19 protein-coding genes and 1 pseudogene are annotated in these 19,358 nt (G+C 38.8%); 4 read left to right on the top strand and 16 right to left on the bottom strand.

Going from position 1 to position 19,358, the window contains the following annotated elements; genetic code table 11:
* Nucleotides 1–20: 20 nt before the first annotated feature.
* Nucleotides 21–1,472 carry a PTS system trehalose-specific EIIBC component gene (gene treP / locus ACZ9AO_RS00410; protein ID WP_048685938.1) on the bottom strand — a complete coding sequence of 484 codons (1,452 nt, stop codon included), beginning with the start codon at nucleotides 1,470–1,472 and terminating at the stop codon, nucleotides 21–23.
* 315 nt (nucleotides 1,473–1,787) lie between these two features.
* On the opposite strand from treP, the gene ACZ9AO_RS00405 reads away from it, so the two are divergent.
* Nucleotides 1,788–2,372: a CGNR zinc finger domain-containing protein gene (locus ACZ9AO_RS00405; protein ID WP_063592960.1), complete on the top strand. Its 585-nt coding sequence runs from the start codon at nucleotides 1,788–1,790 to the stop codon at nucleotides 2,370–2,372.
* Between the two features lie 372 nt (nucleotides 2,373–2,744).
* Entirely contained in the window at nucleotides 2,745–3,299 is a 555-nt protein-coding gene (locus ACZ9AO_RS00400; RefSeq protein WP_048685934.1) for an HPP family protein, read from the top strand.
* 124 nt (nucleotides 3,300–3,423) lie between these two features.
* Here ACZ9AO_RS00400 and ACZ9AO_RS00395 read toward each other — a convergent pair whose 3' ends face one another.
* Entirely contained in the window at nucleotides 3,424–4,533 is a 1,110-nt protein-coding gene (locus tag ACZ9AO_RS00395; protein WP_251542072.1) for a DNA alkylation repair protein, read from the bottom strand.
* A 92-nt stretch (nucleotides 4,534–4,625) separates the two neighbouring features.
* Here ACZ9AO_RS00395 and ACZ9AO_RS00390 point away from each other — a divergent pair.
* Nucleotides 4,626–4,714, top strand: a pseudogene (locus tag ACZ9AO_RS00390) (IS6 family transposase); the annotation flags it as partial.
* Between the two features lie 341 nt (nucleotides 4,715–5,055).
* Here the strand turns inward: ACZ9AO_RS00390 and ACZ9AO_RS00385 are convergent.
* The 8 genes from ACZ9AO_RS00385 to ACZ9AO_RS00350 form a co-directional block, all read right to left on the bottom strand.
* On the bottom strand, nucleotides 5,056–5,850 hold the full coding sequence (locus ACZ9AO_RS00385; RefSeq protein ID WP_063592958.1) for an XdhC family protein: 795 nt from the start codon (nucleotides 5,848–5,850) through the stop codon (nucleotides 5,056–5,058).
* Between the two features lie 28 nt (nucleotides 5,851–5,878).
* Complete coding sequence (locus ACZ9AO_RS00380; RefSeq protein ID WP_289349612.1) at nucleotides 5,879–6,745, bottom strand: FAD binding domain-containing protein; 867 nt, start codon at nucleotides 6,743–6,745, stop codon at nucleotides 5,879–5,881.
* The gene (locus ACZ9AO_RS00375; protein WP_476108177.1) at nucleotides 6,742–7,206 is read right to left on the bottom strand and encodes a (2Fe-2S)-binding protein; all 465 of its coding nucleotides are present in this window, start codon (nucleotides 7,204–7,206) and stop codon (nucleotides 6,742–6,744) included. The genes ACZ9AO_RS00380 and ACZ9AO_RS00375 overlap by 4 nt, the downstream gene beginning before the upstream one ends.
* The gene (locus tag ACZ9AO_RS00370) at nucleotides 7,203–9,362 is read right to left on the bottom strand and encodes a xanthine dehydrogenase family protein molybdopterin-binding subunit (RefSeq protein ID WP_476108176.1); all 2,160 of its coding nucleotides are present in this window, start codon (nucleotides 9,360–9,362) and stop codon (nucleotides 7,203–7,205) included. Before ACZ9AO_RS00370 ends, ACZ9AO_RS00375 begins: the two co-directional genes overlap by 4 nt.
* A 129-nt stretch (nucleotides 9,363–9,491) precedes the next feature.
* On the bottom strand, nucleotides 9,492–10,097 hold the full coding sequence (locus tag ACZ9AO_RS00365) for a nucleotidyltransferase family protein (RefSeq protein WP_251542067.1): 606 nt from the start codon (nucleotides 10,095–10,097) through the stop codon (nucleotides 9,492–9,494).
* A 441-nt stretch (nucleotides 10,098–10,538) separates the two neighbouring features.
* Entirely contained in the window at nucleotides 10,539–11,441 is a 903-nt protein-coding gene (locus tag ACZ9AO_RS00360; RefSeq protein WP_476108175.1) for an aldo/keto reductase, read from the bottom strand.
* A 272-nt stretch (nucleotides 11,442–11,713) separates the two neighbouring features.
* Nucleotides 11,714–12,040, bottom strand: a complete 327-nt coding sequence (locus ACZ9AO_RS00355) for a PTS sugar transporter subunit IIA (RefSeq protein WP_230302408.1) — start codon at nucleotides 12,038–12,040, stop codon at nucleotides 11,714–11,716.
* Between the two features lies 1 nt (nucleotide 12,041).
* Complete coding sequence (locus ACZ9AO_RS00350; RefSeq protein WP_311294069.1) at nucleotides 12,042–12,281, bottom strand: PTS sugar transporter subunit IIB; 240 nt, start codon at nucleotides 12,279–12,281, stop codon at nucleotides 12,042–12,044.
* 71 nt (nucleotides 12,282–12,352) lie between these two features.
* Between ACZ9AO_RS00350 and ACZ9AO_RS00345 the strand changes: the two genes are divergently transcribed.
* Nucleotides 12,353–12,628, top strand: a complete 276-nt coding sequence (locus ACZ9AO_RS00345; RefSeq protein WP_251542060.1) for a ribbon-helix-helix domain-containing protein — start codon at nucleotides 12,353–12,355, stop codon at nucleotides 12,626–12,628.
* Between the two features lie 226 nt (nucleotides 12,629–12,854).
* On the opposite strand, the gene ACZ9AO_RS00340 is transcribed toward ACZ9AO_RS00345, so the two are convergent.
* From ACZ9AO_RS00340 to ACZ9AO_RS00315, 6 genes are all read right to left on the bottom strand, one after another.
* Nucleotides 12,855–13,274 carry a VOC family protein gene (locus tag ACZ9AO_RS00340; protein ID WP_476108174.1) on the bottom strand — a complete coding sequence of 140 codons (420 nt, stop codon included), beginning with the start codon at nucleotides 13,272–13,274 and terminating at the stop codon, nucleotides 12,855–12,857.
* Between the two features lie 254 nt (nucleotides 13,275–13,528).
* Nucleotides 13,529–15,157: a ribosomal protection-like ABC-F family protein gene (abc-f, locus tag ACZ9AO_RS00335; RefSeq protein WP_476108173.1), complete on the bottom strand. Its 1,629-nt coding sequence runs from the start codon at nucleotides 15,155–15,157 to the stop codon at nucleotides 13,529–13,531.
* Between the two features lie 445 nt (nucleotides 15,158–15,602).
* Entirely contained in the window at nucleotides 15,603–16,472 is an 870-nt protein-coding gene (locus ACZ9AO_RS00330; protein WP_053534580.1) for a cation diffusion facilitator family transporter, read from the bottom strand.
* A 191-nt stretch (nucleotides 16,473–16,663) separates the two neighbouring features.
* Nucleotides 16,664–17,677, bottom strand: a complete 1,014-nt coding sequence (locus ACZ9AO_RS00325) for a sensor histidine kinase (RefSeq protein WP_476108172.1) — start codon at nucleotides 17,675–17,677, stop codon at nucleotides 16,664–16,666.
* Complete coding sequence (locus tag ACZ9AO_RS00320) at nucleotides 17,674–18,345, bottom strand: response regulator transcription factor (RefSeq protein WP_476108171.1); 672 nt, start codon at nucleotides 18,343–18,345, stop codon at nucleotides 17,674–17,676. Before ACZ9AO_RS00320 ends, ACZ9AO_RS00325 begins: the two co-directional genes overlap by 4 nt.
* 18 nt (nucleotides 18,346–18,363) lie before the next feature.
* Nucleotides 18,364–19,329 (bottom strand): alpha/beta fold hydrolase, encoded by a 966-nt coding sequence (locus tag ACZ9AO_RS00315; protein ID WP_476108170.1) that lies wholly within the window; start codon nucleotides 19,327–19,329, stop codon nucleotides 18,364–18,366.
* Nucleotides 19,330–19,358 lie beyond the last annotated feature (29 nt).

Genomic DNA, 19,358 nt, shown 5'->3' with positions numbered 1-19,358 from the left:
ATGCTTCTCCCTCCGCGTTATCAAGCATTTAATTTCGTTGTTTTCGTTCTAGTTTTCAAGTTCATTTTAGGACGTTTGGAGAATGCTATAGTCAAAATGAACGGCACAACGAAAGCAACCAACATCGCGAGTGCAAACATCCCCATATGCTGCGGCTGGATGGATAGGATACCTGGGATCCCTCCAACACCGATTGAATTTGCCATTACTCCAGACCCGACTGAAACGATGCCTGCAAAAAGTGAACCGATCATACCGGCTAAGAACGGAAAGCCGTATTTCAAGTTAATGCCGAACATGGCTGGCTCGGTTACACCGAGATAACAAGAAATCGTGGCAGGTATGGAAACTTGCCTTTCCTCCTGGTCCTTTCTGTTAATGTAAATCATCGCAAGCACTGCTGTACCTTGTGCAATATTGGATAACGCGATCATCGGCCATAGGTTCGTACCGCCAAGTTCACTCATAAGCTGAAGATCGATTGCGTTTGTCATGTGATGCAGGCCTGTAATGACAAGCGGTGCATAGGCAAAGCCGAAAACGGCAGCAAATAGCCAGCCAACTGATGAAGTCAATCCGGAATATACAATCGTAGAAATGACAGAACCGATTTTCCAGCCTATAGGCCCCAGTATGGTATGGGCAATGATTACAGTTGGAAGTAAAGCGAAAAATGGAACGACGATCATGGAAATGGAATTATGCACTTTATCTCTCAAGAACCGTTCTAAATACGCCAAGACAAACCCTGCAAGTATCGCTGGGATGACTTGGGCCTGGTAGCCGATCATATCGACCTGGGCAAAGCCGAAATCCCAAAAAGGAATATCACTTGCCTTTGTATTTGCCACTGCATATGCATTAAGGAGCTGTGGGGAAACCAAGGTCAAACCAAGGACGATGCCGAGAATCTGAGTCGTGCCCATTTTCTTCGAGATCGACCATGTAATCCCAACAGGAAGAAAATGAAAAATTGCTTCACCTATCAGCCAAAGGAAGGCGTGTACCCCTCCCCAAAATTGTGAAATATCCACAAGGGTCTTTGTGCTGTCATCGAACATTTTAATATCGCCAATGATATTGCGGAATCCAAGAATGAGTCCGCCAACGACTATGGCAGGAATCAGCGGGGTGAAAATATCCGCAAGATGTGCAATCATACGTTGCAGCCAGCTCATATTCTGTTTTGCTGCATTTTTCACATCTTCTTTTGACGCTTCCTGAAGTCCAGCTATGGAAACGAATTCATTATAAAACGATGATACTTCGTTCCCGATTATGACCTGGAACTGACCAGCTTGTGTAAATGTTCCTTTCACAAGCTTAATCGATTCGATATTCGTTACATCCGCCTTGGCGGGATCTTTCAACGCAAAACGCATCCTTGTTGCACAATGCGTAACCGTCGCAATATTTTCTTTCCCTCCGACATGTTGGAGCAAATCCGTTGCTGGTTCTGTGTATTTACCCATTCCAATACTTCCTTTCCCTAGAAAGCAAAATATAATTGTTTTTATAACCTGTACGTATAGGTTCTGTATACGCTTTCATATTATCCTGTACGTACAGGTTATGTCAAGAACTTTTTCCCTGACTTTAAAAGAATTGATTATCATGGACTTTCATTTACGATTCTGTTCTTGCTCATTTGGATTTTGATAGCATTCATATTATCCCGTAATTTAAGACGAGTAGCTGAAAAATTCAGAAATAAGGTATAATGAAGATATAACCACTCAATTAATATTTTAATGGTTAGAATTTAGCAGGGTATGGGAGATGAACTTATGTCTGAAACTAATAAATTTCCACTTATATCAGGTAATCTTTCTCTGGATATAGTGAATACGGAACTGGTCAGTCGTGGCCAACGGCAAGACTTATTACTATCAGAACGGGATGTGCTGGACTGGCTTACTGTAATAAAGGGGAATAACTCATATTTGGATAATCAGTTTTCATCAAAAATTAAAGAGAGAATTCAACGAGTATTTGCAAGCATTTTAGAAATGCGTACTATTTTAAGAAAACAATTTGAATTAATAGCAGATGGGAATCCGATTCCTGATGAGTTTATCGCCTATTTAGAAAAAAAAATCGAAAAATCGCCTTTCACATATAAATTAAGTGATCAAAAACTGGTTCCCATACCTGTTGGAGAAGCGGAAGATATCCTGCAATCTTATATTGCCTTCAACTCATTAACTTTAATTGAAAAAAATAAGCTGTCATCATTAAAGCGATGCTCGAATGATGATTGCGTCCTGTTATTTATCGATGAAAGCGGAAGACGTAAATGGTGTTCAATGAAAATATGCGGGAATAGGAAAAAGGTAGCCAGATTTCAACACCGGAAATCTGATGATGAATGAAGATCTACCTTATTAAGTTTGTCAGAATGCAAACAAATTTGAAGTAAGCTGGTTGCCTGCAATTTATTCATTATAAAACGGTTCCAGTTGATTTAAGAAATCCGCTCCCTCTCCGCCGACTGTCTGCCAAGCCTCCTCAAAGCGAGCGACTGTGGGGTCTTGGCTAGCCAGTCATTCGGCAGTAGTGTCGTAAATTTCTTCACATCCATTTAGGATTTCATAAAACAGTAAATTGATTCGAGATCTGAACCTCCTCTTGTCAACACACTGAGTTGGCTTTTTTAATGGATTTTTAAACTAACCACTAAAATTGTTTTGACGGGTTAGTTTATTTCATGTAAAGTCTAATTATATAAAAAAGGAGGGTTCACTTTGGACCGTATTTCAGCCGCGAGGCATAAAGAAAAACGCTATTTTCATATTCATTATTTATCAAAGATGAAGGGAAAAGGAAGAAGCCCTTTACAAATAAATGTAAAGGACGCAATAACGGGGTTGATTGGGGGATTTTTAACTATATTCGCCTTAATTCTCTTAACAAAAATAACATCAGCAGTGTGGTTAATGGCTCCATTTGGTGCCAGCTGTGTGCTGGCGTTCGGTCTGTGGAACGCACCATTATCACAACCGCGGAATATTATAGGCGGTCATTTTGTTTCAACATTCGTAGGTTTAGCTTCCTATCATTTTTTTGGCGATGAACCTTGGGCAATCGGCTTGGCTGTCGGATTAGCAATTGCGGTGATGATGCTGACAAAAACGACCCACCCGCCAGCTGGGGCAGACCCGCTAGTAGTCATGCTTGGCCAGTATGGCTGGAGTTATTTATTTACACCTGTTTTAACTGGTGCCGTGATAATCGTTTTACTGGCATTGTTAATTAATAATTTGCGCAGCAATCGGAGCTATCCAACTTTTTGGATTTGATTACTTTTTAATGTGTTATTTGCAATGTTTCACTATCATGAAATAATAAACGAGGAACGCTCAGGCTCCTCGTTTTTGTCAGCCATAATTGCTGGTATTCCTGTTAACTTTTCAATAACCTTTATCATCCATCATTTAGTTTGACTTGCGTTTCTGCAACTTCCACCCCGTTCACAAGGAGTGATATTCGATGGATCCCCATGTAATGTCGACGTGTCGTCAAGTCTTTCCAATTGTGAATCCTCACTCTTTCAACTCCTTCACCTTCTGAGAAATCCCTATCTGCCAAAAGGAAAATTTTACGGGAAGTTTTCTGATTCGCTTTTACAAAATCGATGGCATACTCGATGCGAAGTTTCACAGAGTTCTTTTCTTGAACTTGAAAACCGAAATGAAGTTCACTCGTTTCCCCAATACAAATCGAGTCTGGTTCATTTCTAATAAATGCGTTTGTAATGATATTCGGATTATTCAATATATCCGTGTATCCAAATAAAGAAAGGACTTCTGGATCTGCTTGACGAACTAAGGTCCTGCATCCCCGTCGAATAATCCAAATCGTGTTGGGTTCTCCGCTTTCATGCCAGCGCTTGGCTGTTTCTATTACGGTTTTCGGATGGTCTTTGGCAATATCATTCAAATTATTGGCAACACTTTTGCGAACATATAGGGATGGATCGTTGTTCAGGTTCTCAAGTAATTCCAAGACGGGTGCCGGATCGGATTTGAACATCGGTAAAGCTTGCCCCCAAGGTAACCTGGGCCTGCATCCCTCACTAGCCAGCCTGCGGACATGCTCATCATCATGATTGGTCCATTCCTTCATCTTCTCGATCATTAAAACGGGATCAAGCAAGATAAAAGCACGGATTGCAAACTCAGAGGATGACCTAGCTGTAAAACGCTCCAACGCATCTAGCGATAACGGCCAATCTTTCTTATTCAATCCATGTACCTCTACAAAATCCGGGAAAAATAAATATCTAAACCCTTCACAATCCTTATCAAGCCGATACAAAATATCTAAAGCCTCTTGATAATCACTTGGAAGATGCTTTCCAAGAGTAATGGAAATGTGCCGTATTCGTTCTTTTAACTTCCTCTCGTCCCAATGCTCATCAATTATTTCCCCTATAAACGATTCAGTAGAGAAGGACGGATGGACACCCTTTACTTTATCACCGAATTCACGAATGAACGTTTCACTATATAAATCCTTTAAAGGCTCAGCCATTTTTTTCACTTCTTTTCTTCAGGTTAAATTTGCTTTTTCGATACTTGCACTACCTATCAGCTATCATTTCAAACTATGTTATGCACGATACAATCATTAAAAAAGGACAGCTTACTTTACAGAACAAGTCTGTCCAAAATCAAGTGAAGTTCATTCATCACTATTTGGAATGGCTGCATAATAGCTGATTCTATAGGAATCTATATACCTCTTTCCAATGGATGTAATCTTTGCACCAGAACCCGTTTCCCATAAGTCCAGCTAATATCCCCATACAAAACCCCCTCCAGGAGTTTTCCTTTGTGTATAGTATGATAGTAGTAGCATATAAAGTAAAATATTCCTACCATATTAATGAATTAATCAAAACGACAAAAAGCCCACTCTGAAGAGCAAGGGCCTGCTTCTAGCTTTTATCAAAGAAAAAGGGTCAGTCCCCACTGAGTTAATACTTTAACACAGTGGGGACTGACCTAATTGTCTATTAGAAATTTTGATTTTAGCTTTATCTGACCTTTCTACTTATCTATTTAATTGTTTCACTTTTACAGGCTTTTTTTCCTTGCTTAATTTGATGATTTGACCGATAATACTGATGGCAATTTCTTCTGATGTTTCCGAGTCAATTTCCAATCCGATTGGAGAATGGACCTGCTCCAACTGTTCTTGCGTGACCCCTTCACTTTTTAACTTTTCAAATATGCTTATGACCTTGCGTTTACTGGCTACCATCCCAACATATGCAATCGGAAATTGCAGTGCCGTTTTTAATACAATATCATCACAATCTTTTGTAACAATTACCACATATGATTTTTCATTTAGGTTGGCTGCGAGCAAAGCCTTTCCAATATCCTCGTTCACAAAAAGGTTTGTCGCATTCGGAAAGCGTTCCTTTGTACAATAACCAACGCGATCATCGACAATGCAATAAGGATATTCAAGGAAATCAGCGAGCTTTGCCAACGCATGGCCTAAATGACCGGCCCCAGCCAGAATGAGTTCAGGCCTGCTTGTATAGACTTCAATAAAGACACGTAACGTGCCGCCACAATTCATCTGAATTCCGTCTTTTGCATGTTTATTCAATTTATACTCAACGATTTTCGATTGGCCATCTTGGATCGCCTTTACACTATCTTCGATCACATAGTGTTCAGCCAAGCCCCCTCCGACAGTCCCTTCAATGGTACCATCCCGGTAGACAATCATTTTTCCAACATGCCTGGGAGTCGAGCCCTTTGATTCAATAATCATGGCTAAAGCAAAGGTTTCGTTTTGACGCGTCAGCATGGCCACTTTTTCCATCAGCTGCATGAAAAGCCCCCCCCCCTATCTTTAAACATTAATTCGGTTGATATTGCTTCATGCTAAGAAAATAACGTAAAAGATGTAAAGCAACGGTTTTTCTGTATGCCGCAGTGGAGCGTTGATCGTCGATTGGTCTAATGATCTTATCGAAGGCTGCCACAATTTCAGCGATGTCTGCATCGGCTAATGGTATCGTTTTTCCAACCAGCTTCTTCTCAATATCAACGGAACGAACCATCGTAGGTCCGACCGCCCCGAAGGCAAATCGAATGTCATCGATTCGATCTTTGCTTATCCGGACGAAACCCGCAAACGATACTTTTGCAATGGCATCTGCGTTGCGGTTGCCGACTTTCTCGAAAACGACATGTGAATCTCCTAATACGAACGGAAGAATAATCTCCGTTACTATTTCATTGTGAAAGCGTTGAACCTGTCGTGGACCTTGAATGAAATCGCTAATCGCAACCATGCGATCACCATTTACGGAGCGCAACAGAAGCTTTGCATTGTATACATATAATAAAGGAAGCATGTCACCGGCTGGAGAGGCGTTGCAAATATTACCGCCTAATGTTCCCCGGTTTCTAATTGCCGGGGCAGCAATTGTTTTAATTGCATTCTTTAAAGCAAAAGGAATCAACGGATTTTCAAGTAATTCACTATAGGTACAGCAGGCCCCGATGTGGAGATCCTTGTGATGTTGATACACCTGCTTTAATTCGGAAAGATGATCAATAAAAACAATCGGTTTAGGGATTTTTGGAGGTACTCCCCTTCTACTTTTGTGAAGAACCATAACATCGGTGCCTCCGGCTATGATTGCACAATCTTCTCTATTCAATTGGCTCAAAGTTTCGTCTAAACGCTCGAAGCGATACGCTGTTATTTTCTCTATCATAAGCCATCACCTTTTTTAGCTGCTAGGTTAATCGCCTCAACAATCATATTGTAGCCCGTACACCGGCACAAATTTCCGGAGATGCCCTCACGAATTTCAGCCTCTGAAGGATGAGGATTTTCAGATAACAAAGCTGCACTTGCCATAATCATTCCCGGTATGCAATAGCCGCATTGCACTCCCCCGGCTATGGAATAGCTTTCATCTAAAATTTTAAATTGTTCCGTTTCAATGATGCCTTCGATCGTTTGAATATCGGCACCAGCAATCGAGCCAATTGGAATAAGGCAGCTGTTTTGCAGGAGGTTATTCACAAAAACACTGCAGGCTCCGCACTCCCCTTCACCACAGCCCTCCTTTGTTCCGATTAACTCAAACTCATCTCTTAATAAATCTAGTAATCTTGCTGTAGCAGGGGCGTAAGTTTCTACCGTTCTTCCATTTAGTGTGAATTTAATCAACCCTCTTCACCTTCTTTCATCCAAAGACTTTCAATAATGACTTCCGGTGTAATCGGAATTTGCTGAAAAGAAGTGTGCAGGGCATCCTCAATCGCAGCTTGGACTGCTGGAGCGCCTCCGATTAAAGTCAATTCACCTGCGCCCTTCGCCCCGTATGGACCATCAGCATAGGGGTTATCAAAGACCTTGCTTTCAATTGAAACAATATCCAAGGAAGTCGGCGGTCCATAATCCGATATGCTTTTTTGTTGGATTCTACCTTGTTTTGACGTCATCTTTTCTAGATAACCGTATGCTAGCCCTTGAGCCAAACCACCGTCAATTTGGCCTTTCATAATCCGTTCATCGATGACCTTCCCAACTTCATAATTGCCGTATACTTTTTCTAACTTTAAATTACCTGTTAACGTATCAACTTCTACTTCAACGATATTAACGCCCCATGAATAAGCCGGGTACGCATCTCCAGTGAAGGTTTTCTCGTCCCAAGGAATCATTTCACGGTGAACATAGTGCTCAACTATTTCCTGTTCCACCCCTGTTTGCCACTGATTCTTAAGTTTTTTTGCGGCCCGTTCAAGCAATTTTCCGACAATCATCGTCGTCCTGGAAGCTACGGTCGGACCCGAGTCGGGAACCTCTTTTGTGTCGGGATAAGGGTACAAAATATCTTCGAACGGGAGGTTAAGTTCTTTGGCGACAATTTTACACAACGTCGTCAAAATACCTTGTCCCATATCAGAGTTTGAGATTTTTAGTGATACCTGGTCGTCCTTTGATTTAACCAATTTCACCTTTGCTTTAATATGATCTCTTTCGCCACTGCCAGTAAATCCACAGCCGTGGAGGAACAGCGAAGTTCCTATGCCTTTTTTATAGCGCTGATTTTGTTGATTTAAGCGCTGAAAGTCTTCTTTTTTCTTGTTGTATTTTGACACGTTGAGTACGTCCTCAATCATATCTTCCACTAATATCGGGTCGCGGAATTTACCTTTGGTGATGGTGGGGTCTCCTTGTTTGACGAGGTATTTTCGTTTATATTCAAGCGGGTCGATTTTTGCCAGTTTACTAAGATGTCCAATATGACTTTCGATTCCGGCAAAGCTTTGAGGAGCACCAAAGCCTCTGAAGGCGCCGTTCGGAACGGTATTGGTTTTTAAGACATAGCCTTTTGCATGAAAATGCGGAATTTTATATACACCAGCACTGTTTAATAATGCGCGCTGTAGCACGACAGAGCTCAATCCAACATTTGCCCCTCCATCGAGAAAGATGTCAACACACATGCTCAAAATATTTCCTTCCTTATCAAGGGCCGTCCGATATTTGAGTTTGGCCGGATGCCTTTTCGTCGTTACCAGCATATCCTCAGAACGGTCGAACACGAGCATTACCGATTTTTTGACCGCTCTTGCGGCAACGGCTACGTGACAAGCCATCATAGAAGGATAATCTTCTTTGCCGCCAAAACCTCCGCCGGTAGGACTTTGAACAACCCTGACTTCATCGTCACCACAGGCTAATGCGCTTAGCAATGCATTTTTTATATAATAAAGACATTGCATCGATCCCTGGACGACAATTTCATCATCCTTATAAACGGCGAGCATTCCTTGCGGCTCAAGATAGACATGCTCCTGATAACCCGTATCATATTCTTCTTCGATGATTTGATGGGCTCCCTGCTCGATAGCTGAAATGTTTTCTAAGCTTTCCCCAAATTCATAGCTTGCCAAAACTAAGGATTCTGATTTTTGCTTGATCGCTTCGTCCAATGTATAGATAGCCTGATGTTCTTCAAATTCAACCTTCACTTCATTTAACAAACTGTACAGGATTTCCAGGTCTTTGCCCGTGAGCATGAGAATTGGCTCACCAATATAATTGACCCACTCATTGGCAAAAATGGGCTGATCTTCTTTTATAATTTTGACATAATTCGGTCCGGGGATATGCTCTGCTCCAACAGCTTCATACCCTTCCGGAAGGTTAGGTAATTGAATGGATATTATTTTTCCATAAGCAATTGGCGATCGATACAAAACACCATAAACCATATTTTCCACTCTTACGTCACTAATATAGGGCAACTGGCCCGATACTTTACCTTTATGGTCCTTTTTGGGCACTGAGGTGCTTATGTCTTTGAGATTCATTGCAACAACACCCTTCGACTCATTTTTTAAATGGGACATATTCTGAATAGAAACCTCTTCCTATGATTTTATCAATGAGAATGATCTTTTATGATTCATTTCTATTCAAGATTTTCGTAGTTTTTATTTTTATTTTTTCTTCGAGAAATTTAAAGCATTTTCATAATTAATGGCTTTTTGGTAATCCTCCGGTGTATCAACATCCATTAATGCTCCCGCATCATCTACATTCATGTATTGCTTTTCGTAACCGTCCAGGACCACACGCAAATTACTTTCTGGATTGGTTTCGAGAATTTTCTGTTTCACTTCGCTTGATAATTTAATGGGATGGCCGCCTTTATAGTCAAAGCTGGGAATAACCACGTTTCCTTTGTGTTTTGCTAGTAGCTGAACAGTCTCTTTTTTTACAAGCGGACAATCGCCGGGTGTTATAAAGAAGGTTGGGGCATTTACTTCGTTGCAGCCCTTTTGAATGGAATGAAACATTCCCTGGTTAAAGTTTTCATTATAAACAAACTTGATCTGAAATGAATAGGTATTTTTACTGATAATTTTGACAATTTCCTCTTGGATGATTTCCGCTTGAAATCCAGCTACGACGATGACCCTGCTGCATAATCCTTCAAATTTAGAGATCGTTTGCTCCAACACGCTCATTTGCCCCATCGGCAAAGTCATTTTAAATGCATTCGCTCGGCTGGAATATCCAGCAGCTAGGACGATTGCTTCCATATTTGTCACCTTCTACCTATCATTTTTCTTAAATCTCACAATAAAATCACAAGCGGAGGAAGGATTTGCTGTATGGACTATTAAGAGAACATAGTGTTGTTTCTTTATATGCGTAAAAACCTCATTATATTACTTATTAACCAACTTGATACTATTTTTAAATTATCAAAAGATATAAAGAGACAATACATAGTCCTTATTTTAAGAGAATGAGTGTCAAGCATTGACCAAGGTTTATTCGAAGAAGCTAGAATTATTGAACTATCAGATAACGGTAAATTTTTTAGAATATAAAGAAGCCTTTGCTATAATGAGCAAAGACTTTTTGTTGACGAGTTTCTTCTATAGTACACCCGTCATTGTTTGAAATTTAAGAATGGGGACCTCTTTACGGAGGTCCCCATTAATGAAGGCAAGGTTTCTTGTTCAAAGTACAATTCATTACGGAATATCATGTCCCATCGAGCTGGTTAAAATGTTAAACCATTGCTCTTTTTCCATGCTTAGGTTTAGTGAATCAATGGCGCTGTCCAATCGTTCTTTCTTACCTGATCCAATGATCGGAATGATTTTTGCGGGATGTCTCAACAGCCAGGCATACATCACTTCATCTATTCCATTGGCACCGATTTCTTCTTTTACGATTTCTAACGTTTTTCTTAAGCGGGCAGCCTTTTCATTCGATTCCTCAAAAATGCTGCCTCCTGCAAGCGGTGACCATGCCATAGGCGCAACGCCCTTTTCCTGACATAAGTTCAAGGTTCCGTCTTCGAAGTTTTCAAGATTGTATGCCGAAAGCTCCAGCTGATTCGTCACAAGCGGATAGTCTAGATATGATTGGAGCATATCCCATTGCGGTTTTTTGAAGTTCGATACTCCAAAGTTACGGACCTTTCCTGATTCTTTTAATTGATTAAACGCCTCAGCCGTTTCCGCCGGGTCCATCAGGGGATCCGGACGATGTATAAGTAACAGATCAATATAATCCGTTTTCAGATTCATAAGAGATTGATCAACAGACTTTATGATATGGGCTTTACTAGTGTCATAATGGTGACTTTTATGGGAAGGACGGTTTTCTGATTGAAGCACTATGCCACATTTCGTAACGATCTCCATTTTATCTCGTAAAGATGGCTTTAATGAAAGTGCGTTCCCAAAAATCTCCTCACACGTATAGCTGCCATATATATCGGCGTGATCATATGTAGTGACGCCCCGATCCATTCCATGTTCAATAAGAGATAGGATTTCCTCGGTAGAAAATCTCCAATCTGCCAATCTCCACATACCGTGTACAATGCGTGAAAGACTAAGATCTTCAGTTAGATTGACTCTTTGCATGTTTTTCTCCCCTTTTATTAAATGATTGCGTTTGCTAATTAGTTGTTTGTTTTTCTATCATGACTACCCTTCGTTAATCAGTGACAGTATCTATTGCTACTTTCATGAACCTAGTATAATTTAAATTTTCGGAGAATCCTAATCTTGAGTGACCCTTATCTGCCATATTCATTTAACTTAGGTTCATGAAGGAGGATATCTCCGCCTTCTCGTTGAAGTTCACACGTTATGAACATAAGAAAAAGGCTGCCGCAGCAACCTCCTGAATATTGTTAGTTCTTTTGTGTTTTCTTGTGTAATTCCACGATTTCTATCGCTAAATCTTTTGTTGTCATGGAAGTCATCAAGTGATCTTGAGCATGGATCAAGAGCATTGGAATATCGAATTTCTCACCATTCACTTCTTGTTGAATCAATGCGGTTTGGATTTTATGTGCAGCAACAAACTCATGTTCCGCTTCCTTTAATTTATCTTGGGCATCGCTTGATTTACCTTGTTTTTGCAAGGCAATGGCTTCCATTGCACAACTGCGGGCATTCCCGCTATGAAGAATTAATTGAAATGATAATTCTGATAGATCCTCTTTCGTTATCGTCATATTAACACTCCTTATGTTGTTTTGAAATTAATTGGAGGGCCGTTCGCAATACTTCCTTGCCATTACATGTTCCATAATGCATTGGATTTATCGTATCTACAGGTATTCCTTTTTCATCCCCTATTTTCTTTATATCATTAAGTTGATACCGAACTTGAGGGCCTAAAAGAATAACATCCACCTCATTTATATGGTTTCTTACTTCCATAGTGGCAACATCCTGTATCCCCTCCTCTACAATCCTACATACATATCCCTACACATATTTGTTTAATCTCAATGAAAGGTATATGATAGATTAAAAGACTGAAGGTGGAACGGCCTATCAATTCTGAAACGAGAAAACCAATAAACATTACCCTCAATCCGTACTTGACTAATAGACTCGCTAATTTGGCTGAAGAAAGAGGTATCCCCATCGAAAGACTGATGGATAAAGCGGTAGACTTGCTGCTTGAATACATGGAAGATAATGATACCATTAATCAGGTGAAATACAGTAATAACGAAGCGATTGAAAAGAATAATGAATTGATTGCAAAAAGCAGAGAGTTCATAAATAAAAAACAAGCACATAACCCTAGGTAAAGTACTTGTTTCATACTGTAGGCAAACTTGATGAAAATCGATTTTGCCTACAGTTTTTTATGGTTTTTATAATTTGAACGTTGGATTTTCACTCCAGGCACTCGCTTTCCGCGGGCGGTCCGCCCACGGCGCCTCAACGCCTGCAGGGTCTCCCCTAGACTCTGATCTTCATTGTTTTAATAGAATTAATAAAACTTGAGTATGGAAATGATCTCTAAACATGATTCTATTCACCATCCCACTGCGGATTCCAAACGACCTCCCAAAGGTGTCCATCAGGGTCTTGAAAGTGTGCAGAGTATCCTCCCCAGAAAGTGTCATGTGCCGGATCGGTTATGATCGCGCCAGCTTTTTTTGCTTTTTCCAACACAATATTCACTTCCTCTTTACTGCCTACATTGTGACCAAGGGTAAATTCAGTAGGACTTGCCGGAGACAAAGGAATCTTGGCCTCATGAGCTATATCCCTGCGACTCCATATGGCAAGCTTTAGGCCTTCTTGCAGGTCTAAAAAGGCAACGGCTCCATGCTCAAATTCTTTGCCCAATATCCCTTCTGTTTGAAATCCCAGGCCATCCCGATAGAATTCCAGCGATTTTTCCAAATCATCCACACCTAATGTAATGACAGTAATACGTGGTTTCATGATTGTCCCCCTCCTTACTTTCTTACTTACTTTCTCCTTCTAAATTTCATTTATTTTATCTAATTGAAGCCCAATCAAGATAAGTCCCTCCCACATCAGTTTGTTAATTTTAACATTACCCATCTTTTTTTCATTATTTTTCACTAATCCAATTCATTGGTTCGTATTTAAAGTGTAAAATTTCTCTCCACTTTAACCGCTCTTTATCCTAGAAAAGGCCCCTCTCGTTTGAGTGGGGCCCTAATATGTTGCATTTAACCTTCAAGCTCTTTTTTCTTGTTCAAGAGTTGGAGGTATTCCCTATCCAATTCCTCTTTTTCCTCTTCCTTCATAACACTGGACAGTTTACCAAGTGTCTCGATGATTTGCACTTCAATCATAAGAAGCTCAGCCAGTTTATCTTCAAGGCCATCCTTGCGAGTGGCCGATTTTGTTGATTCCTTATTTATAACACTTACTCTCGGAGGTTCATTTTCAAATGAAAGTGAATGTGTTGCAAGAGATTGGATCAATGAACGATCATGAGTCACAAAAACGATCGTTCCTGGATATGCTTTTAACACTTCGGTTAAAGCCTCTTTAGTATGAATATCCAGGTAATTTGTAGGTTCATCCAAAACCAGTACATTATAGTTTCCCAAAAAAACTTTTGCTAGGGAAGCCCTGACTCTTTCCCCACCGCTTAAAAGTGAAACTTGTTTGTGAACGTCATTTCCTTTAAAAGCTAATCGTGATAATAGTGTACGAATAAAGGCTTGATTGTAGGGACTGTCCTCCAATATATTTTCGAGAACCGTTTTACTTTCACTCAAATTTTCTTGTTGTTGGGCAAAAAATCCAATCTTTGCCGGCTTCGCGACATATACATCTGGGTGCCGTTCCACTATCTTATTCAGTAATGTCGATTTTCCTGAACCATTTTGACCTTTGATGGCAAGTCTGCAAGCTAAGGGGACATCTCCGAAAATATGTTGTTTCAGCACCCGTGACCCGACTTTCAGGGAACTGCCATTAAATCGAATGACCCTTTTGCTATGCAAAGATGGAAATTCTGAAATATCAAAGATGATCGGGGAATCCTCCCTCGGTTTTTCTTTTTTTGCTAATTTTTCAATTCGAGTTTCTATCGCTTCAGCAGAACGGTTCAATTTCGCCTTCTGTTTCCCGGAGCTCCGTTTATGCAGCCTTGCTTCTGAATTACCCATTCGTTTAGGGGCTTTCCTAATTGAATCGGATTTGGCTTGAAGGTTTTGTGCAGCCTGTTTCAACCGGTTCTTTTCACGGGTGTACTCTTCATATTGCTTTTTTTCCTTTTCTGTTTTTGCTTGCTTTTGTTTGATATACGCTTCGTAATTCCCTTCATATACCGTTACCTTGCCTTGCTCAACCTCCCATATTGTTGTACACAGATGATTCAAGAATGCTTTATCATGTGAAGTAAGCAAAATAGCGCCATTAAAAGATTTTAAGTCCTTTTCCAATTGTTCAATTCCGGATATATCCAAATGGCTGGTAGGTTCATCCGCGATCAATACATCCGCATTGGAAGAAAGGGCTGCAGCGATTTTTCTTCGAGTTCGTTCACCGCCGCTTATGATTTCTTGATCCTCATCGGGCAGTTTCCATATGCTCGTTAATACCCCGCTTATTTCTTGTTCAGTTTCTTCCATCTGCGGGATATAGCTGACCGTTCCATAGCTCTCGATATGACCGGAATCGGCTTCCCTCACTCCCGCTAGTATAGAAAGCAGGGTCGTTTTACCTTCTCCATTTCTGCCAACCAAACCAACACGGTCATGACTGTAAAGATGAAGTGTATCGACAGAAAGAACTTCACGGCTTCCGTAGCTTTTCTTTAAATCATTCGCTTTTAAAAATAACATAAAAAAATCCCCCTCCATTTTTCTAGAGAGAGATCGCCTGTTACTAAATTAATATACATAAACCAAATATACCTCTTCTGATTGGATATCAGAAAAAGTAATTGTATATGAATCAGTACCTATAAACGAACAGACGAATCCCATCTCTAAACATAATCATTAAAAATCTCACATGGGTATCTAAAAAGATTCTTGTTCAAATGAAAAAATGAATTCACTTTACTTACCGATAAAGCAAACAAAGTGACACGTATTTGCATTGAACATATCTAACCGATTGCACCCATTGAAATTGATTCAGATTTACTGTTTATTAGATAAGATTACTGCTTCATTGTATAAGGTACCTTTTCCTTCCAATGTAATGAATTAATGATTGCATATTATTCATATGTTTGTAAAGCAGATTTATACCTTTTTTGTTAATTCATATTGAAAGAGACAGTTAATTGGGCTCTACATGGACATGAACGTCATACACTCCATGATCTTTCATCATCACTTTTTCTACATGTGTCGCTATATCATGTGCTTCTTTAATATCCAAGGTTGAATTGACAAGGATCACAACATCAATCACTTCATTGTTCCCGTAATTTCTTCCTTTAATTTCTTTTATCCCCTTGACTCCATCCACATTTGTAATTACATCCTTATATAGATGAATTTTATTTTCATCAAAACCGTCAGAAAGTTCATGCGAGGCTTGACTGAATATATCCCAGGCTGTTTTGCATATTAATAATCCAACAATGATGGCAGTAAGGGGATCAAGCCAAGGCATGTTTAATTGGGAGCCGAAAATCCCTATAGCTGTTCCTATACTTACCCAAGCATCGGAAATATTATCTTTCGAAGCTGCCATAACTGCTTTACTGTTAATTTTCATAGCAAGCTTTTTATTATATCGGTATACAAAATACATGGCTATTGCTGATAAAACACCTACATATCCGGCAATAATGTCAGGTGATTCCTTTCCGCCTTTAAGCATGGAAGCAACAGCATCTATCAATACTTGTACACCAACAGCAAACATGATAAACGAAGCTACCATTGATGCAATCGTTTCACTCTTCCAATGGCCATAACCATGATCTTTATCGGGGGGTCTTTGAGCTAGCCTTAAACCGATCAGTACGGCAAGTGACGCGATAATATCAGTCGTGTTGTTAAGCCCATCCGCTTTTAAAGCCGCTGAGTCGCTTATGTATCCGATAGCCAGCTTCATGATTGATAGACAAATATAAGCAATAATACTGATGATTGCACCACGTTCGCCTAATTTGAGGTCATTATATTTTTGTTCTTCCATTCAACTTCCCCCCACAATTAAGTACCTGAATATCATATCAACTTAAAAATGGGTGGGTCTATAGCAACCTTTTTGTATCTCTTTATATAAGTAAGTGATATATAACTATGTTGCATGAGGCAAACTATCTGAAAAGAATGATATTGATGAATCCCTGACGAAATCCCCGGATGTCATCCCCGTAAAATATCCTAATTCAAATGGGATTCATATGTATTTTCGACTGTAAAACTAAATAAAGTTCCGCTTTCATTAGATTCCAAATTATATTTTATATATAGTGTCTTAGCTATATCCTCAATTATTTTTAAGCCAAGTCCCTTACTTTTACTTTCGATATTAAAACCAATTCCATTATCCTTGATACTGACCACATTATTTTCAATGGTTATCACAAGTTTATCAGCCTTTGAATGGTTTAAAACATTTTGGAAGACGTTATCGAATAACCTTTGCAGCCACAAGTCATTACTCATCCATTCCAGCTCTCCATTTAAAGGATGATATATTAATTCAATACCATGCATGTTATACAAATAGCCCCATTTTTTAACCATCATCTCTAATAAAGCGTGCATATTCACTTTATCATTCAAGATATAAGAATTATCTAATTCAGCTGTGGATTGAATATTATATTCATTTGTTAATTCGGAAATATAATTTATTTGTTGATATAGTGATTGTAATAGTGGAGCTTGTTCCTTATATTGGCCTTCTAAATAAAATAATTGTAACCTTACTGCTGTTAAAGGTGTATTGATGTCATGCCTTAATTTATTTAAGAGTTCCTTTTTCATTTCCTCTTGTTGCTTTAATTCCAATTCCCGATAGGTCGTTCTTTCAATGAGTAAGTTTACCGATTTAGTTAATTTCCCGATTTCATCATTGTTATTAACCTCTAATTTATTTGGAATCTCCTCATCACTAGCTAAATTCCTGATAGTTTCATTCAATATATTTATTTTATTTAATAGTGAGTTAATAGATTTGGAAAATAAGAAGGCTAACAATAATAATGATAAAATGAATACTCCCAGCATTGTAGGATACGCAAAAGATTCATGAAAAGGAATGTCACCATTTTTAGTTTTAAAGGACCTATCATAAATTAGTGACATAAGGATACTGATCATCAGTAATATACATGGCACGCTAATAACGGCAATGAATAACAATAGCTGGTATTTTTCCTTTAATTTCATTTCTTTATATAGGTATTCAATCTATACCCTTCTCCATATATATTTTGGATGATTTCACCGGTGTTATCATTGATTTTGGTTCTAACTTTTTTTATATGTACATTAATGATATTTTGATTCCTATCTTCGAGCTGCCATAAATATTCAAAGAAATGTTCTTTCGTTAAAATCCGATCCCTATTTTCATATAAATAGAAAAAAATTTTACGCTCTATCGCAGTAAAAACCACTTCATTATGCAAGTCATTATTGAATACCCTCTTATGTTGGGCATCAATATATAAATGTTTAATTTGTGCGAAAGTACCATATTGATTTTCCAGCAACTTCTCCATTCTTAGTAATAGCTCCCTGGGATCAAAAGGCTTAGTCATATAATCCTCACCAATTTTCAAACCTTGAAGTTTGCTATCCATATCATTTCGGGCAGATAGAAAAATAACGGGAATATTCAATCCTAGACTTTTTAGTTTCTTTGTAATTTGATAGCCATCATCTCCTGGCAGCATAACGTCCATTATGACTAAATCGATTTCATTGATGATATCATTAATATCTTTTCCTTCTTTTATCCAACATACATTGTACTCTTCGCGTTGCAAAATTTTTTTCAGTAAATCACCAATCATCCAATCATCTTCAACAATTAAAATATTATATCTTTTCATCACAAACCCTTTCTTCATTCATTTGATAAATTTCATGGAAAGATCATATATCTCATCAGGCGCGTATAAATAAATGCTGTGCGTCCCTTTCAGTTTTATTACATCCCCTTTTAATAGTTTCTCTGCAAAATCCTCATAATCTTCTTTTTTTTGTTTTGTATATTTTGAATTTTTATTTTCATCGGCTATCGCATCTAATAATAAAATGGGTGTATCTTTTGGTATTGGCAAGTTAACTGATTTTTTACCATTATTGTAACTCTGTAAAAGTTCTTGCTCCATATCATCATTAAAAAACTGTTTATAAGATAGTGTTTTATACATTTCCTTTTCATGGTCAGTCAAAAATGATTGCCGGATCACTTCGGGATTATAAACAGCAGAAGGTACAAGACGGTGCAAACCCATTTTCGTTAAAAGATTCACTCCTCTTACTGTCAATGAATCAACCATGCCCATTTTATGAGTCACATATTGGTGCGGTAAACCAATATCCAAAGCAATAATTCCCTTTACTTCACTCGGGTATTTTTGTGCCCAGTAAATAGCCTCAATACCTGATACCGAGTGTGGAACCAAAATATAAGGAGGTTTATTTCCACTTTCCATTAACGATTTCCTGCTTTGTTCCAATATTGTATCGATATCCCTATCATCATGAAAAACATCACTGTATCCATATCCAGCTCTTTCAATGACTGCAATCTTATTTTCTTTTGCAAACTTACTATATAATCCTTTCAATTCATAAACAGGAGCAGCAATTCCGGAACCTGACATAAATACGTATGTATCCTCACCGCTGCCTTCCGTATATACATTAATTTCTTTGTTATTAAAATCAACGGGTGTTCCTTCACTAATTAATGATGATTCCTTTCCCTTTTGATAATTATGGTAGATAAAAACAGCTATCGCTACAAATAAGATCATAGCAAAGAAGGTAAAAAATATATTCTTTGATACTTTTACTATTTTTCTCATATAGAAAACTCCTTTCAAGTTATACTGAA

The organism is Peribacillus sp. TE19612, from assembly GCF_056279465.1.
This window is presented reverse-complemented; position numbering and strand designations above follow the sequence as displayed.